Here is a 16789-nt window from a genome sequence, read left to right as displayed (position 1 = left end):
TTTATAGGACCATCCACGATGTACTGATCGGGAAGAAATCGCCTGCCGTTTGAGCGTTGTCGCTCGTCCGTTGCATCGAAATTTGTCCACTGTTGTTGATTTGCCAGCGAGCGAAACGAGCCCCGCCAATGGTTGTCGTAGCTTGAGAAAAGATGTGCGCCTGTCCGATTGGTCGGTAGTCCGCCGGCAGTGTGGCGATGATCGTATCAGCTGCAGTAACGTTCTTGACGGCTCCCCGCATGTGGACCATGTTCCCGATTTTTACGACTTGCGGTGTCCAAGCAGTACCGTACTCGACCACACCATTCGAAAGAGAGAGGTTTGACCAAGATGGCGCCGTGGTCATAAGTTCAACCCATGAACCCCATGTACCGCCTGTCATGGATCGGCTCCACATCCGACCGATGTTATCGAAACCGACTTGGATGCCTGATGTGGAACTACTCATCATGACCCAAATACGATGATAGTTGCTGTTTCCGGAAGGACTGTTGGTCAGGTTGTTCCCGTAGAAGAAACCGGACCACGTGAGACCGTTCAGGTCATATCCGTTGATTCCGGCAGTGTACCCGTCATCCCCTGTGAGCTTGAAGAGTTGTGCGTCCTCTGTGTAGAGGGTCTGTTTCCAAGCCGTCCAAACGCCACCTCGGCAAACACGGGTATAGACTTTCGCCGCCCAGTCGTTCGAGAGGTTCGTGAAGCGCTGGACACAGTTACCTGTCGTGTCTGATCCCCATACTTCGAGAATCGCCAAGTCGTTCGAGTTGAACGGACGGTTGAGCAATCCGCTACTGATCGGGATGTTGTAAATCCCCGGCGATAAAACCGTGTTGAGATCGGTACCAGACACGACTTTCGCGGATCCGCTGTCTTGCGTGAGCTTGACCTTTTGCGGAGCGTCGAGCTGTGCTTGCAGTCCGGAGATGTCAGCTGTCGTGAGTGCCGCCCATGCTGGTGAACCCGCTGTCGCACCTGCCTTAAGGAACTGACCGTTTCGAGTGGTTCCAGTAGCGGGTACGTGCAAGTTTCCGTCTCCTGTCGGGTGCGTGTACACTTGCGCCGCTGTGCCATCGATTGAGATTTCACCGTTGTTCGCGGTGTTCACGACCTTGTTTGCTCCAGTTGATACACCGTCGAGTTTCGTTTTGTCCGTTGCACTCATGAGACCGTTTGCCGATGTAGTCGCTACTGCTGTACTTGCTTTGGCATTCCAAGCCGCTTTTTCAGTATCAGAGGTGAAACGTTTGGTCGCGCTCTCGACGATCATAGAAGCATCGTGTGTCGCCGGATGCGTATAGACAGTGACTTGAGCGCCATCGATTGCGATATTCCCGTTCGTGGCACTGTTCGCCGCTTTCGTCGCACCTGTCGAAATGCTGTTCAATTTCGTTTTATCAGCTGCACTCAAGAAGCCGGAGACCGTTGTTGTCGCATCTGCGTGGACGTGAGACGTCGCGGATTTCCCGTCGAGTGCCGCTTGCAAGCCTGTGACCTCTGCAATCGTGTGACCGTGTGAGGATGGTGTATAGGTAGCTGGCTTGTTGACGATGTCCGTCCAGTCGATGTTCGCCCATGCGAGTGATCCTGCTGTCGCTCCGGCTTCGAGGAATTTTCCGTTGTTTGTCGTTCCGGTCGCGGGTACATGAAGGTTTCCGTCTCCTGCTGGATGAACATAGTTGTTCGCATTGGAGGCGACCCCGTCGAGCTTTGACTTATCCTCTTTTCTCATCAAGCCATCGAGAGCCGATGTCGCGAGATCCGTGTGAGCCAGCTCGTTCCATGCGCTCCATCCATAACTAGAATAATAGTTTCGGATGAACAACCGCGGATTGCTTGAATTGTATGCCTGTGCCGTCTGACTCCGGTTGGCTGTGGCACTGACGGACGAATAGAACCGCGTTTCGATATGCCAGTACAATCCAAGACCCGGACTGTTGACGTGGTTCGTGAGGATGTACCCTTCGAGCGTCGCATTCGGATCGGTTGTCGTTCCTGTCGTCGCCATGTTGACTGCATAGGCTTTCGCGGCATTCAGAGCGGCGTCCGCTTTCGTCTGTGCGCCTGTTGGCGTTTCCTTCGCCGCGTAGGATGCTTTTTCCGTATCGCTAACGAATCGGTTGCTGGCATCTTGAGCGATGATCGATGGTGGATGCGTCGTCGGGTGAGCATAGACGACCTGATCCGTACCGTCGATGTTGATGTTACCGTTTGTTGCGCTGTTGACGGTCTTCGTTGCCCCGTTCGATACGCCGTTCAATTTCGTCTTATCAGCGCCGGACATGAGACCGGAGACGGATGTTGTTGCATCCGGTGTCGAGTTGGTGATCGTGACCGTATCATTCACGGCATCCGTAGTGAGCGTGATATTGTTTCCAGCGATCAATTCAAGCGTATCGCTTTGAGCGTCGGCGACGACCGTCGTTGTACCTACCTTGACATTCGAGAAGGCGTTTTGGTTCACTTGTGCGCCGGATGCCACTCCATCGAGTTTCGACTTATCGGTCGAGCTCATCAGACCGTTTGCCGAAGTCGTAGCGACGGCTGTACTGGCTTTTGCGTTCCATGTCACACGTTCCGGAGCGGTGATGTGCTTGACGGCGTCTGATGCATGCGCATCGACTTTCGCTTGAGCGCCTGTCGTCGTTTCGACCTCGTTCCATGCGTTCCAAACCCCGTTGAAGTTGACACGCCAAAACTTTCGGTTTCCCGCCGCTGTGTTCGTGTTGATCACAAACTCCTGCGTCGTATAGTTCGCATTGACCGCATGAACCAAGAGCCAGCCTGTGACGGTTCCGGTTGGTCCGTTTGTCATGCTTGATCCGTAATAGAATCCCGTATCTTTAATCGTGTTGAGGTCGGCAGTTGATTTGTCTTGCGAATATCCGCCTGCCTCTGTCAACTTCTTGAGCTGTGCGGCGTTCCATGTCGCACGTTCCGGACCTGTGATATGTCGGACATTGTCCGCGTTGTGGTTCGTCAGGTCACTATCGACTTCATTGATCGCGAGGACGACGCTTCCCTTGGCGCTTGTGACGAGCGTTGCGAGTGAACCGACCTTTACATCGGTTGCGAGCTTGGCGTCCGTCACCGAGCCGTCCGTGAGGTTTGCCGTCGGGATGAATGGCAGTTGTGCGACCGGAACCTTCGTCGTGCTGTCGAGCGTTGCCACCCCGTTTGCTACACCTTTTTGAGAGAGTGGTACTTTTTGATCATCGGATGCTTTGACCTCGTTAATGGCAGCCGTGACGGATGTCTTGGTCGTCGTCGTGAGCGTTGCCAGTGAGCCGACCTTCACGTCCGTCGACAAGTCCGTGTTCAGGATGGAGCCGTCCGTGATTTGAGCCGAACCGATCGCGGGGAGCTGTGCGGCAGTCAGTTTGGCGTCCGCTCCAAGCGTAGCGACTCCGCTGGCGACTCCGAGCTTCTCGGTATGGACGGCGCTAATCTGTAATTCTTGCAAGGCATAGTATGAGTTGTACATCCACCAGTTCCACCATGCGGCAGGTGGTTTGTCGCCGATTGCCCATCCTGCATCGATCTTGGACTGCGGTGGTTTCGTTCCGGCGTTCTTCCATTCCGGAAGTGGTTTAGAAAATGGCATGGTTTAACCCCCTGTTGTTAGATTGGTAGGACGATTTCATCATCAGGATCGAACGATCCGGACAATGTTCCGCCTGTACTTTGGTTGACAGGTGCGAATCCCGTCGCTGTGTTGTTTTCTAGGACGTCGTATTGCGACGAAAAATCAAACGTACCGCTCAAGTCGATAGCGGCGACACGGACACCGGATGCGACGACGCGCTGGGTGATCTTCCCGAACTGGACGGCGCTCATCCCTGATTGGTTGATGACCTCGATTGGTAGACCCGTAATGACAATGGCAGCGGGTTCCGGAGTGAGCGAATCATTGTACAATTCCTTGATACCGAACTTGTCCGGAGTCGTGTTCAGGGTGACGGCAAGAGATTGAATGATGCCGTCTAGTGTGCCGTTTGATAGGTTACGAGCGACACGGGCACGAATCAGGATGCGAAGTACCTCATCGGTAGCAAGACCCCTCATTTGCCCCACGTTTGCCGCGATCAGGTCGAGCGTTTCCCCTTCGGCTTGGTTGATGTCACGCCAGTCCTCTATCTTCCGGAGCGTCTCGTCTAAGTCTTCCATTTGCCCCGACACGAGCAGGATCAGTTTCCCGATGTTGCTGTTCGGGTTCTTCGTGTAGGACTCTGTCAAACTACGAATCATGTTTTCGAAGATGCCCATTAGATCACACTCACTTTCGCCGTGTCCGTCTGTGCGACTTGATTGTCTGCGATGACGAGGTTCGCTGTTCCGAGAGAAGCGGCACTCGTACCGACTCTGACCTTGGCGTCGTCAATTCCTGTGATGTTGAACACGGCACGTGTCAGCTGAGACACGATAACGTCTTCGCCCATTTGAGAGCCGACGTAGATCGTGCCGTCGCTTGCTGTACCTCCGATGAGCCGGACGATCTCATCCTTGACCAGCGTGATCCCGTTGATAGGGAATCCGGCGTTCGTCGTGATGTCGACCTCGACGTAAATGCTGACCTGTGTCGCATAATCGAAGCGGACGGTCTGAGGATTGCCGGATGCATCATAGACGGTACGGACTTGAGCGCCCATTGGCTTGATGCCGCCTGCCTTTTTCTCATAGATGGCTTCGGCGATGGCTTGCGCATCTCCACCGAGCACGTATGCATGAATCGACTTCGGATCATTGCCACCGACTGCCGTATTCTCGTTGTTTTCGATGACGGAGACCGCTCGAACGTTGGGTACTTCGAGAATGGCAGCACGAATCGCGTTCGTCGTACCGTAGCCATTACCAGCCGTCGAGTCGAGCAAGCGTCCGACGAGCTCCAAGTCCGTCTCGATGTCTCGCCCTTCTGTCGCACCGAGCGGGTTGGTGACGGTCAGGACGTCCGCTGACGGCTCTGCCTGAATCGTGATCGTGTTGGCAAGTACGTTCCCTGCTGGACCTGCAAACAGAGCGACGGCAGATCCTGTACCCGTTCCGGAAGTGCTAAGTTTGACGTCTTGCGTCAGAACGAAATAGACGTCGTTCTCCGTCGTGAATTGCGTTCCTTCCAAGATTGTGAAGTTCGGTGTACCCGTGAATGCCAGGCTGACGACTGCCGCCTGTTCCGGATTCCGTTTGGTGTTGTACAGTGGCGTGAGATAGTCGAGTTGTACGCCCTCCGCCTTGCTGACGAATGCCGAGTTATAGACCTTCTCCGCCAGCTCCCATCCTTTCGAATGGAACCATGCAAAAAGACGAATCAGAATGCCCAGCGGGGAACGTTCCGAGGTGTTGATGTCATCCCCGAATAGCTCCCTTGCCTTGACTTCCATTTCGTCGTATATGTCACTATAATTCTTCTTTTTGAATCCATTAGCATCGAGCCCCATCAAATCTCCACTCCTTCCAGCACGATGGTTTCATCTGTGTTCAATTTGGTGAGTTCCATCCTTACCTTCAGGCGACGGGTCTTGAAATCTGGTGTCATCTCGATTTCAGCGACTGCCTCGATGCGTTCGTCTGCCGTAGCCGCTTCGACGAGTGCGAGATGTGCCGCTTCTTCATTGAACGGTTTTTCTTCGAACGGCTCACGATCCATGCCGTATTCCTCATCGAGGAACCATTCACCCTTTGCGGCTTCGATGTTCATCCGGACGGATTGAGCCAGTTCTTCGTTGTCCGAGATCATGGCAAAATCCCCGTTACTGATCACGAGGTCGCCTGCTGTGACTTGTAGTGTTCTCATAGTTCGATGACCCCCAATACAACCGCGTCTCGAATGTCATGCAATCGACTGGCGTCAGGGTCGAACGGTTCTTTCTGCAGATTGTCGAGTGCCCGTTCTGCGAAGCCGACGAACACGATGTCATCCTTCGATAATGCCCCGACATGCTTGAGACAAATCGCACTCTCAATCAGTGGGTACCGTTCCGTCGAACCGTCCTTGTAAACGGTCATGAACAAGAGCTCGATGTCTGCTTCTTTATTGCCTGCGTCATAACTGACGACACGAGCCGGAGCCAGTGTATGAACGGCCAAGCGAATTGAACGACTGAACTCATCGAAAAATCTTGTGTTGTTCGCCATCAGACCATCTCCATTTCCGTGAAAAAATCGTCTCGAGTAGCCACATGTTTGCCACGTACGGCTCGAAAACTTCCTTTTGCGGTCGAGGATTTGACTTGGATGATGCTGGCGACCGTTATCCGGTGCTGGAGCAACATCTTCGCCTTGTAGCCTCGTTCCTTGTCATCGTCATAGGGTTCGGGCGACGCGATCAATCCGGTATCGTTACTGAGGGTGAACCGTTCATCGAATCCTTGCTTGAGCGGACGAATGACGAGCCTGCCCCGACGATAATGAATGATAGAGCCACAATCACGGACGACCTCTTCCAAGTTGTTCAGGATAAGACCCGTGACCGTGTACCCCTTCTTGTAGACCTTGTCTCGGACTAATTTCGGTTTGGCTGCCAATTTGATGCCGAGGACTTTCACCAGCTTGTTGATGATCGTCGAGCCTTTCGTGCCTTTCTTGAAGGCAATCTGTATCTTTTGTTTCTTGTCCTGCCCCTTCTTCTTACCGGACGTGTATTTCTCCGCCGGATCCGCTGTCTTAGCCGTGACCTTGATGCGTGAGTAGTCATCACCTTCCATGACGAAAACCCGCGTGATCTTATCGACGCCTTCACGTCTCGTCAGGACGCGTGAAACGATGCCGGAGGATAATACACCCATATCACCGACGTAACCCGCCTGTAGCGTACAGCGGACGCCTCGTTTGATTTTCGATGTACTGTCACGAGATAGGTTGAAAATTTCGATTTCCGTCATGTTCGGTTTCGGATCGTCGTCGAACGGCACCTCGAAGCGAATCTCAAGACCTTCGTCTCCGTCACTCTTGTAAGTCGCCTTATAGTTGCCACTATCAAACGTGACCCGTTTGACCCGTCCGAACTGGTTAGTTCTCGCCATCTACTTCATCCTCCCCGCCACCATCCACGATATATAAAAAAACGGACTCCCCGAAGTTGTCGAAGGAGATCCGTTTCGCATTCATGCCTATATCTAACGGTAACAAGGTGGGAGCTGGTAGATCGACACGCGGTACTTCCTCCCACAGTGCCCGACCGAGAACGAGCTTTTCGCCCATGATGAACTCGACGTCTTCTCCTGTCTCGCCTGTCGTGTAGAGATCAACGGTGAAGAAATCGCCCGTTTCGTTGTAATTGAACTGCATGACGAACGTCTCGTTCCCTAAATCGATCTCAAAGCGTTCAGGGAGTTCCGTCTTATCGATTGGAATGAAGTCATATACCTGTTTAGCATCGATGACCATGTTTTCACCTACTTTATCCGTAATTTGACCCCGATCGGGATGCGTCGGTCAGGGTATTTGTTGAACGCTCGGAGCTTCGAGACCGTCGTGCCGTACTTCCGAGCCAAATCCCAATACGTGTCGCCTTTCTTGGTGAGATGGTACACCTTCGGACTCGGTCGTGGTTTCTTGGATGTCGGTTTCTTCTTGCCGCCACGGGAGACAGGTTTCTGCCCCTTCTTCTTGACCCATGGACTTTTTGTGATTCTGATTTTCTGAACATCTATCGTGAGCGCGATCCCGTTCCGGATCTGTGCGTTATAGTCACGATCAATATTGGTGATGACGACCGCCGAAGCGGCGGTACGACCGACATACTTGACGACCGTACCTTTGTTCATGTAGTTCCGTAGCGTGTTGAGACGTGTCGAGTAGTCACTCCCCAGCAGGTGAGCGGAGAACCGGAGTTTCGGCGTCGTACGTTCGACGTGGTCCGAAAATGGCTCTCCTTTCTCCACTGGGTACTCAGTGACGCGGACTCCTTCCCCGACGTTCTCATTATCCACGTGGATTTTTACACTTCCGAGTTTCGCCATTAGTAAAGTACCTCCTCGTTGAACAGATCGCGAAGGTCAGCGAACATGTCGTCTGATGCGTCCTTGATTTGATTACGTATTGATTCACCGTCTTCGTTTCCGTTCACCGTGATGTTGAACACCGGAGCGAAGTCGATGGACACGTGTCTGCTGTTGTTCGTCGTGCTACCGCCTTGTGGTACACCGCTGTAATCAGACCAGACCGCCATGGCGCTCTTGAGTTCCATCTGTGATGGGAGAGCAGGCATTTTCGGTATGGTCATCGCTGGTAACGCTAGATCCTTCGGCATTGCAATCGTTGAAGCGCTCATCTGTGGCATAGCCGGCAGAGAGATAGCTGGAGCGTTCATTTGTGGCATGGTTGGTGCGGCTATAACCATTTGTGGAGCTTTCATCTCTGGAGCTTGTGGGATAGCGGCTTTCGCTATGTTACGCGACATGTCGCTGACCATCCGTAGGTTGTCGGAGATACCGATCGCGAACCCTTCGGACGTCCAAGCACCGATTTGGAACAATTCTTTCGATGGTGACGCGATACCGAGAACACCTTTGACCATGCCCATGGCTTTCTCTGCGATACCGCCTGCCGCTCTCAGGATGCTGTCTCCCATCGACATGATACCGTCGAGGAATCCGCGCATCATGTCTGCCCCTGCGCCCGATAGGTCGACACTCATGATGCTGTCGAGTATGCCTTTTCCGAGTGCGATGATGGCTTGCAGGATGGCGTTCTGCATCTGATTGATCCCGTCAAGCAACGCTGTGATGAGCTTGACCCCTGCCGAGAGTAATTCCGGTAGGTTTTGGAGAATCGCTTGGATCATCGCAAGAATGAGCTGAATGGCAGCCTGTGAAAGTGCTGGCAACATCTGATTGAGTCCGGAAATCAACGAGTTGATGATTTGGATACCGGACTGAATGATCTGCGGCAGATTTGCGACCAACGTGTTCACGACTTGAGTGATCAAATTGATTGCCATCGTGACGAGCTGTGGCAACATCTGCGTGATTCCCTGAATCAGAGAGGTCAGGAGTTGCATTCCCGTCGTGATGAGCTGTGGCAAGAGCGTGACGAGCGTATTCACCAACTGATTGATGATGGACATCGCTGTCGTGATGATGATCGGTAGCAAGAGCATGATACCGTCTAGCAATGCCTGTAGAATCTGCATCCCCGCTGTCAGAAGAAGCGGAAGGTTTTGCACGATAGCATTGACCAGCGCCATGATGAGCTGGAGCGCTCCGTTCAAGATTAACGGCAAGGCTTGGACGATTCCGTCAAGCAATCCTTGTATCAATTGGACGCCCAACTGTAAGAGCTGGGGAATCAACGTGACGAGCGTGTTGATCAACGTCATGATAATTTGAATCGCAATCGGAATCAGCGTCGGGATCATGCCAAGGATTCCATTGACCAGCGTCATGATGATGTCAATTCCCGTCGTCAATAAGACCGGAAGGAGCGTGACGATTCCAGCAATGATCGCTTGTAGAATCTGCATTCCTGCTTGAAGGAGTGCAGGCAGTAACGTGTTCAAACTGTTCACGATCGTCAGTAGGACTTGAGAGAGCGCTGTGACGACTTGAGGAAGTGCTTGAGCAATCCCCTGAATCAAACTTGTTATAATCTTGACGCCTTGATTCACAAATTGTGGAACCTGTGTGACAAGGAACGTCGTAATCGCTTGGACGACCTTACCGATGACGCCTGACAACTGTGTCGCGTTCGATTGCATGCCTTCGGCAATCGCTGGGATGAATCGTGCTCCGGCAACAAGCAAGCCAGGAATCCCGCCCATCAGAAACCCGATGAGGGATGGCACGATTTGTGCGAAGATGTCACCGATCTTGCTGAAATCTCCTTCGAATACGGCAGAGATTGCAGAAGCAAACGTCGAAGCCTGCTGGACGATCTCGTTAAAGATTGGCGTCAGGTACTTCGCGAGGAATCCAAACACTTTCTGTGCGACGTCTGAAATGTTGTTCCATGCTTTCGTCACGACGTTCCGGAACTTCTCGTTATTTTGGTACAGGGTCGTCAATCCGACGGCTAGGAGACCCAGCGCTGTCAGGATGAGCGGTATTGGACCAAGTGTAGCGAGTAACCCCGTAGCGAATGCTATGACTGCCGGAGAGGCGAGTGCTGCCATGACGATCTTGACGGCGATACCAAGTGCGAGCAATCCTTGAGCGACTCGGTACAAGACCGGATGTGCCTTTTGGAATGCCGAAGCAAAGGCTTGGACTTTCGTGACCACGTTGAACAGGAACACGAATAGAGCCGCAAAAGCATCTGTCAGACCACCGAACACCGTGACGATCGCGCGACCGACTGCGGACATGGCTTTCAGGAATCCGCCCCCGAGCTTGCTGGTGAGGGAATCGATCATCTTCGCAAAGGCTTCGTTTTCACGGTATGCCTTCCGGAATCCAGCGACCATTCCGACAATGGCAGCGGCAACGAGATACACGGTACCGGACATCGCGGCAAGACCTGTGACGAGTGGACCAATGAGCATCCAAGCGGCACCGAATGCGGCTTTCAATCCGAACAGTAACCCGATACCAATGGCAAGCGGAGACAAAATCAACGTGAGTGCCGGAATCAACATCAGGAATCCTTGTAGGAGTCGAGCTGTTGCCGGATGTGCATCGTTGAAGGCTGTCACGAGATTGGCGAGCGTCGTAATGAAGTCATAGACCTTCTTCATGACCGCCCCGAAGACTTGAACCATCGGCTCAAAGGCTCTCCGTACTGCTTTTTGCATGCGGTTGAACGCTTTTTCGTAACCAGCGACACTTTTCATAGCCGCTTTGTGGAGTGAAGAGTACAAGACTGCTGAAGTAATAGCGGCTGCCATCGCGACCATCTGCATCCGCATGAGACCTTGTGAGATCATCATGGTCATTTCGTTCAATTGCTTCATATTGGCGTTTGGACCAAGCATTTGAAGCGCGAGAGCGGCGGGTTGTCCTTGCATCGCTATCCGGTTCATGCCGTCCGCGACTGCGAGTGCTCCCTTGTTGACCTGATAGAGCGGGTTTCTCATCCGGTCGAAGTTAGCCGCGATCTTGTTGGCTTGCGTGGATCGAGCAAGCATCTGACCGACACCTTGAATGAAGCCCATCTTCGCCATCTTGTCGGCGGCCATCATGCCGTCAGTGACTTTTTTGTGCGCCAGTCCAGCCTTCTGTACTTCCCTCATGAATTGGTTAGCGGATCCGCTATATGTATCAGCGGCTTGCGTCAGCTTGAACATGTCATACTTCGCTTTCATGAGCTGGTTACGATATGGGATCATGGCGTCGCGCTGAGCACGATAGGCAGCCATCATTTCCCCTTTCATTTGTAGCGCTTCTTGAGACATGCCTCGTGTCTGCATCATCATCCAGTTCGTCGAATCACCCATCTTGCGAAAGGCTCGGTCATAGTTGCCGCCTGTCCGGTTGACGGTACGTTCCATCTCCCGTACTTGACGGATGACGTCATCGATGCGTCGGTTGATTTCTCGAAGCGGGTCAGCACTTGCCATAATATCGACGATGATTTGATCCTCACGTAATGCCATGTCTACACCTCCTTACTGTCGTTTTTTCTTCTGTGCCTGCTTCATGCGTTGATCTTCTTCCTTGCTATGCCGCTGGAGTGCGATGTGAGCCTTCCGGAACGTATGAGGGTCCATTTGATTGACTTCGGTGAAACTGAACTTCTCGCTGAACACCAGCGCCCACATTGCCCACTCCTCGTTGACTTCCTTCGCATAGACCTGAGTCGGAAGCGGTTTAACCCATAAGAAAGTCGCCTGTCTCTTTCATGAGCTCTGTGAAATTCGTGTTGCCGATCTCTTCGACCGTTTCCCATGTCACACGTGGCTGGACGATGACGTTCTTCATGTACTCGTCATAGAGTTTTTCCTCGACGATGTTTCCGAATTGGTTCTTTGCGCGGTCACGGATCTTGACACCTTCACGAACGCCCGGATGTTGGAGCGTGTATTCCACTTCACCGATTGTTACGACCTTCTGTGTTCCGTTTGCTGTTTTTGCGTTTGCCATTGCGAGCATCTCCCTTTTTTTAGATGGACTGTTAGCCATGATTTTTTAACTCCCTTTGATGTAATAAAAAGAGCGGAGCAAGCGCCCCGCTTCTTTCGTCTTACTTATCCACGTAATCGAAGACGCGGATCTCAATCTCGCGGTCTTCCGTCTCGTCGCTCAAACCGCCGGATGGTGACTTGACGAACATCGCTTGTGTACCACCGACCGTCTCCGTTGGTGTCTTGACCCAAATCGGGAACACGGCACGTGACGCCGCCAAGCGTTTCAATGCTGGTAACGATGGTGACGTCTGCGACAACGTGAGCGTGATCGTACCGACGTTATTGTTCGTGATCGCGACGGAAACCTCTCCAAGCGCCGATACCTTGGCGTTGAAGTTGTCCTCGTCCTTCTCCCACTCGACGTAAGTGCCTTCTGCGAATCCTGTGACAAAAAGATTGTTGATGTTGACGGACGTTTCTCGTGCGTCATGTGTGCGTACTGTCATGATTGCTTACCCCCTTGTTGGTTTAGAAAGTGATTTGTCCGTATACATCGACTTCATGGATGGCTCCTGCCGCCGCGTAGCGGAACGAAAGACCTTTGTATACGCGCTGTGCACGATCCGAAGCGTTGGATTCTTCACGAGACAATGCTGTGATCTCGTAGTCCGGCAACTTGTCTGCTGACTGAGCGATGATGCCTTGGGTGTAGGCACGTTGAAGCGTTGTCGTCGCCGCTCCCTCGATCAAGCCGATACCACGGTTGTCGTACGGAATTTTCGGAGCGTTCTGCAGCACGTTTTGGATCTCGTTCTCCATGTCGACCTTGACGAAGTCTTTCCCGTGAAGGTTGTCAATGAATTGCCCTGTGCCCGTGATACCGTTCGAGAGCTGACCTTTACCGCCTTTGACGACGTAAGCAATCGCGTTGTCTTGTTCGATTTCCCCAAGCTCCCCTTCTGACAGGTAACGTGGCGTCACTTTGGCGAATCCGCCTTTGAACTTCCACGTGATCGAGCCGACTTCGAGCGAACCAAGTGCACCGACTGCCGCCGCATCGAGGTGTTCCCCAGCCGTTGGGTGGTCGAAGATGATCGTCCGCTTGTAAACCTTGAGTGCTTCTCGCCCTGTGTTGTCCGAGACTTGCGCCGCGAAGAACTTGAAGTCGAGACCATCGACGAACTGTGCGACCTTGACTTGATCGGCAGATACCGAGCTGACCAAGAGTGCGAAATGCCATGCGCGGTTGGCGAACTGCAACAAGGCGGAATCCGGTGCGCCTGTCTGATACGTGGCAACGGCAACCATTGCGTCATGGTTCGCTTGAGACAAGTACGTCTCCGCTTTCTTGAATGTAGCCGTGTCGGCTGGGAAATCGACCGCGAGTGCGTCGAGGCTAGCGTATTCCTTATATGATACGGCTCCCGTTTTCTCGACGAGGATCAACGGACGACCGAGACCGACCAATGGTGCTGGTGTAGCCAGGTCGATAATTACTGATACGTCTTTTAATGGCATGATGTGTGCCCCTCCTTATGGTTGTTGTTCGTATTCTACTGTTTCGATGATCTCACCGCTCGACGTCTCGATGTGACGAGTCCGGAACCGGATGTCAACTCCGTATTTCCGTTCAGTGTCAATCGATAGGAACGTGTCACGGCTTTGGATGCCCTCCACCTTGACGAATGCGATGCCAAGATCACCAAGCGCTTGTCGATGTTGTGTCAGCTTGAATAGCATGACCGTCTTCTGTGCCAGCTCCTGTACCTCTGTCGCGTCGGTAGAGTGCCACGTGAAGGAGAACACCATCTCGACGTCCTCAATCAACTGGCCGTCTACCTCTGCCTCTGAAACGGGCAGATACGGAGAAGTCAGGGTATAGGCACAGAACGGGTACGCTGGCTGTTCATCATTCGACCCTTGCAAGATGACCTCGTGATCCGTTTTCGTCTTGATGTGCTGGACGAGGATGCGTTTGATCTCGCGGTAATTGATCATGTGTCCACCTCGTTGAAGGCACTGACGTATTTGACCGTGTACGAGTTGAAGTCTGCATAGTTGTCATACGGGTTGACCCGCACGATGCTGTACAGTTTGTCCTCGTGTGCGATCCGTGTGCCTTCCTTCAAGCGCTCCCCTGTGAAATAGAGCGTCCTATCGGCTTCTGTGAGCGTTCCGCCGCTTTGCGCTATCTGACGTTCCCCTAAGGATACTAACGCGCCACGGTGAGTCTCCCAGCTCCTCTCGCCGTCCTTCCATTCCCCGATGTCGTCACGTTCGCCAGCGGAGACCACCTCAAGCAGGAAGTCGAGACTGAATTGATCAATTATCCCTTTGAACTGAAATATTTGTGGCATGTTCTCGCCTCCCTACTCAATTTTGTGGTCCATACTGCCAATCATGTTGCCTGAATCGACCAGCGGATTGCTTGAGCCCTTCTGTTCGATTGTCAGCGCAACGTTTGCGGGGTCTCGTAGATCACGAGCAAACTCTTGGAGCTTGCCTTGTGACTCGAGTGCGAGAGCGGAGAGTAACGCTTCGGGTGCGACCCCGTTCAGGATGGCTTCTCCAATCAATCGCGTGTACTTGTCGAGGATGTCCGGACCATGTTGATCCCATCCCGCTCGAATGAACGAACGTTCCGGAATTCGGATGACGGTGGTCGTCTTTTTCAGGCTGATACCGAATTGGTAGCGGAAGAAGCCTCTCATCTTGTCCGTCACGGGGATGTCACAACCAAATTCATGGATGTGAGCGAGCATCTGCGGGAATCCCTCCCCGAAGTACCCGACACGGATCCGACGATTGTCGAACTTATCCGCTGTGGCGATGGCTTTCGGTATGTTGTTCTTGCTCTTGATGCGCGTACGTGCCCTCATGACTTCCGAGCCGCCGTTGTTTTGGATTGCTTCGCTTGTAATGCCTTGAGCACGAGTCGCAAGTCGCCCACCTTCGCATCAGGGTCGTAGTTCGCACCGAGACGATCCAGCTCCGCGATGACTTCCTCTCGCGTCATTTCGACGACGGTCTTCTGTGTCCAGCCGAGCGGTTTGTAATAGAGTCGGAAATCCCGCTCTGTCACATCCAGCTCATAGCCGTCACGTTCAATCGTGATGATGTCGCTATCTGCCATTTGTAAAACCTCCCCTCTCAGCGTTTATACGAGTCGTACGCGCTCGTCACTGATGTGAATTTCAAGCGCTTGTACTTGCGCCATAGTCCGAAGACGTCCGCATAGGTGGAGCTTGCGCTTGCCCCTGTGACGAACGTTTGAGACATGCCTGCCATCGATTGGGATTGGACTCCCTCACGACCAATGGCAGCGGTATCGATTTGAATCATCTTCACGACCCCCTTCTTGATGGGTCCGGGCAATCGTAAGACACCCAGCTCATCTCGAAAGGTGTTGTTACACCATTCAACGGCGTATTCGTAACCATCCACGATGTCGACTTCTAGTGCCGCGTCTCGCGTGGTGTCGTCCTCACGAATACCTAGTCTTTGCTTGATGTCCGGAAGAAGCAGAGCGACCTCCTCAGGCGTCAGGGTTGTCTGTTCCATCGGTGTCACCTTCTTCCTCGGCTTGAAGTGCTTCGATTAGCTCGTCTTTCTTCATCGAGCCGTACCCTTCGATGCCTTTTTCCTTGGCCAAGTCTTTCAGCTCGTCCACCTTCATGTCTTTCAGCGGCTTCTGCTCGTTTTGATCGTCATTCTGTTTCGCTTCTGCTTCGGCTTTCAAACGTCGCATCCGGTTAAATGCTGCCATTCCCATTCGTCTCACCTCCATGAACGAAATAAAGAGCGCTCAAAGGCGCTCCATTATCCGAGTTTGTGTTTGTATTGGACGACGCGGATCTTCTTCGGATCGAAGACACGAGTCCAGTTGGCAGCCGTAGCGATCTCGACGTTTGTTGGAGATACACCAGCGACAGATGCCTCGTTCCATTTCACGCCACGTGGGTGAAGGACGAAGTGACGACGGTTGATGAGGTAATCTTCCCCTTGCAACGAGTCACGGTCTGTCTCAGTCGGTACTTTCGGAGATCCATTCGCATAGCCGAACGCTCCACGACCGAAGAGGTAAGACGTGTACACGCCACCGACGACAGGCATGTTGTCATCGACCACGATGTCAAGTCCGCGGTATTTCGCGATTGGCTTGCCTTGTGAGTCCGGAATGAACTCGATCATGTCTTTCTCCAGCATAGCGGAATACGTCATCGAGTGGACTGCGATGGCTGTGAGTGCGTCGTATGCATCACCGAGTTTAAATTGAGCCGTGAGGAATCCTTTTGACGAGAACAATTCAGAGCCGTCAGTCGCCGCGGATGGGTCGTAGATGTTTCCTGTCATGTTAGCGGCAGAGAAGACACCTTTGAGCGATGCGATGAGGATGCGTTGCTCATCACGTACCCAGAAGTCCGAGACCAGCTCGCCGATCGCTTTCATTGGGTCAGAACCAGCAAGAGCACCAGCCAAGTCGTTTGCTCCCCAAGCATTCCCGCGCATATGGAGACGAGCTTGGTCTTGACCAGTCGTGATCTTGTCGACGTTCAACGGTACTGTGTCCGAAAGGACTTGTGATTCCCCTCCGAGATCGTTCCAGTGTGGCATGTGGATGATTTTCCCGCCTGCTGATGCGAGAGCATCGAGTTCAGGGTTCGTTGCGATGATGCCTGAACGGACGAGAGCGGATTTATCTGTGACACGGTTAATGACGTAAGGGTTGAAAATCTCCGGTACGATTACGTCAGCAATTTTAGTTGTTGGCATGGGTGAAGCCTCCTAGTTCGA

General features: G+C 52.8%; 20 protein-coding genes. All 20 read right to left on the bottom strand.

The genetic code is table 11. From position 1 onward, the window contains the following. Nucleotide 1: 1 nt before the first annotated feature. The 20 genes from KNP98_RS06380 to KNP98_RS06285 all read right to left on the bottom strand — a co-directional run bounded on the left by KNP98_RS06380 (nt 2) and on the right by KNP98_RS06285 (nt 16768). Nucleotides 2-3601 carry a pyocin knob domain-containing protein gene (locus KNP98_RS06380; protein ID WP_214810958.1) on the bottom strand — a complete coding sequence of 1200 codons (3600 nt, stop codon included), beginning with the start codon at nt 3599-3601 and terminating at the stop codon, nt 2-4. Between the two features lie 17 nt (nt 3602-3618). Next, nucleotides 3619-4263, bottom strand: coding sequence for a hypothetical protein (locus tag KNP98_RS06375; protein ID WP_214810942.1), 645 nt, complete (start codon nt 4261-4263; stop codon nt 3619-3621). Then, the gene (locus tag KNP98_RS06370; RefSeq protein ID WP_214810939.1) at nt 4263-5432 is read right to left on the bottom strand and encodes a baseplate J/gp47 family protein; all 1170 of its coding nucleotides are present in this window, start codon (nt 5430-5432) and stop codon (nt 4263-4265) included. The genes KNP98_RS06375 and KNP98_RS06370 overlap by 1 nt, the downstream gene beginning before the upstream one ends. After that, nucleotides 5432-5788 (bottom strand): contractile injection system sheath initiator, encoded by a 357-nt coding sequence (locus KNP98_RS06365; RefSeq protein ID WP_214810938.1) that lies wholly within the window; start codon nt 5786-5788, stop codon nt 5432-5434. The genes KNP98_RS06370 and KNP98_RS06365 overlap by 1 nt, the downstream gene beginning before the upstream one ends. Next, complete coding sequence (locus KNP98_RS06360; protein ID WP_214810935.1) at nt 5785-6129, bottom strand: Gp138 family membrane-puncturing spike protein; 345 nt, start codon at nt 6127-6129, stop codon at nt 5785-5787. Before KNP98_RS06360 ends, KNP98_RS06365 begins: the two co-directional genes overlap by 4 nt. Further along, a complete protein-coding gene (locus KNP98_RS06355; RefSeq protein WP_214810933.1) occupies nt 6129-7016 on the bottom strand; it encodes a phage protein in 888 nt (295 codons plus the stop codon). Before KNP98_RS06355 ends, KNP98_RS06360 begins: the two co-directional genes overlap by 1 nt. After that, complete coding sequence (locus KNP98_RS06350) at nt 7003-7380, bottom strand: phage baseplate plug family protein (RefSeq protein WP_214810931.1); 378 nt, start codon at nt 7378-7380, stop codon at nt 7003-7005. Before KNP98_RS06350 ends, KNP98_RS06355 begins: the two co-directional genes overlap by 14 nt. Nucleotides 7381-7388: 8 nt before the next feature. Continuing rightward, complete coding sequence (locus KNP98_RS06345; protein ID WP_214810929.1) at nt 7389-7955, bottom strand: LysM peptidoglycan-binding domain-containing protein; 567 nt, start codon at nt 7953-7955, stop codon at nt 7389-7391. Next, nucleotides 7955-11524: a phage tail protein gene (locus tag KNP98_RS06340; protein WP_214810927.1), complete on the bottom strand. Its 3570-nt coding sequence runs from the start codon at nt 11522-11524 to the stop codon at nt 7955-7957. The genes KNP98_RS06345 and KNP98_RS06340 overlap by 1 nt, the downstream gene beginning before the upstream one ends. A gap of 12 nt (nt 11525-11536) precedes the next feature. Beyond that, nucleotides 11537-11689: a hypothetical protein gene (locus KNP98_RS06335; protein WP_214810926.1), complete on the bottom strand. Its 153-nt coding sequence runs from the start codon at nt 11687-11689 to the stop codon at nt 11537-11539. A gap of 49 nt (nt 11690-11738) precedes the next feature. Beyond that, entirely contained in the window at nt 11739-12011 is a 273-nt protein-coding gene (locus tag KNP98_RS06330; RefSeq protein ID WP_214810925.1) for a hypothetical protein, read from the bottom strand. A gap of 100 nt (nt 12012-12111) precedes the next feature. Continuing rightward, nucleotides 12112-12501: a phage structural protein gene (locus tag KNP98_RS06325; RefSeq protein WP_214810923.1), complete on the bottom strand. Its 390-nt coding sequence runs from the start codon at nt 12499-12501 to the stop codon at nt 12112-12114. A gap of 22 nt (nt 12502-12523) precedes the next feature. Next, nucleotides 12524-13513, bottom strand: coding sequence for a DUF3383 family protein (locus KNP98_RS06320; protein WP_214810922.1), 990 nt, complete (start codon nt 13511-13513; stop codon nt 12524-12526). 15 nt (nt 13514-13528) lie between these two features. Then, entirely contained in the window at nt 13529-13993 is a 465-nt protein-coding gene (locus KNP98_RS06315; RefSeq protein ID WP_214810921.1) for a phage neck terminator protein, read from the bottom strand. Beyond that, on the bottom strand, nt 13990-14352 hold the full coding sequence (locus KNP98_RS06310) for a head-tail adaptor protein (RefSeq protein ID WP_214810920.1): 363 nt from the start codon (nt 14350-14352) through the stop codon (nt 13990-13992). Before KNP98_RS06310 ends, KNP98_RS06315 begins: the two co-directional genes overlap by 4 nt. A 12-nt stretch (nt 14353-14364) precedes the next feature. Next, nucleotides 14365-14874, bottom strand: a complete 510-nt coding sequence (locus tag KNP98_RS06305) for a hypothetical protein (RefSeq protein WP_214810918.1) — start codon at nt 14872-14874, stop codon at nt 14365-14367. Then, entirely contained in the window at nt 14871-15128 is a 258-nt protein-coding gene (locus KNP98_RS06300; RefSeq protein ID WP_214810917.1) for a hypothetical protein, read from the bottom strand. Before KNP98_RS06300 ends, KNP98_RS06305 begins: the two co-directional genes overlap by 4 nt. A 17-nt stretch (nt 15129-15145) precedes the next feature. Beyond that, a complete protein-coding gene (locus tag KNP98_RS06295) occupies nt 15146-15556 on the bottom strand; it encodes a phage head-tail connector protein (protein ID WP_214810916.1) in 411 nt (136 codons plus the stop codon). Continuing rightward, nucleotides 15531-15767, bottom strand: coding sequence for a Rho termination factor N-terminal domain-containing protein (locus KNP98_RS06290; protein WP_251135143.1), 237 nt, complete (start codon nt 15765-15767; stop codon nt 15531-15533). The genes KNP98_RS06295 and KNP98_RS06290 overlap by 26 nt, the downstream gene beginning before the upstream one ends. A gap of 47 nt (nt 15768-15814) precedes the next feature. After that, nucleotides 15815-16768, bottom strand: coding sequence for a major capsid protein (locus tag KNP98_RS06285; protein ID WP_214810913.1), 954 nt, complete (start codon nt 16766-16768; stop codon nt 15815-15817). Nucleotides 16769-16789: the final 21 nt, after the last annotated feature.

This window comes from Exiguobacterium sp. s127 (assembly GCF_018618695.1).
Lineage (GTDB): Bacteria > Bacillota > Bacilli > Exiguobacteriales > Exiguobacteriaceae > Exiguobacterium_A > Exiguobacterium_A oxidotolerans.
This window is presented reverse-complemented; position numbering and strand designations above follow the sequence as displayed.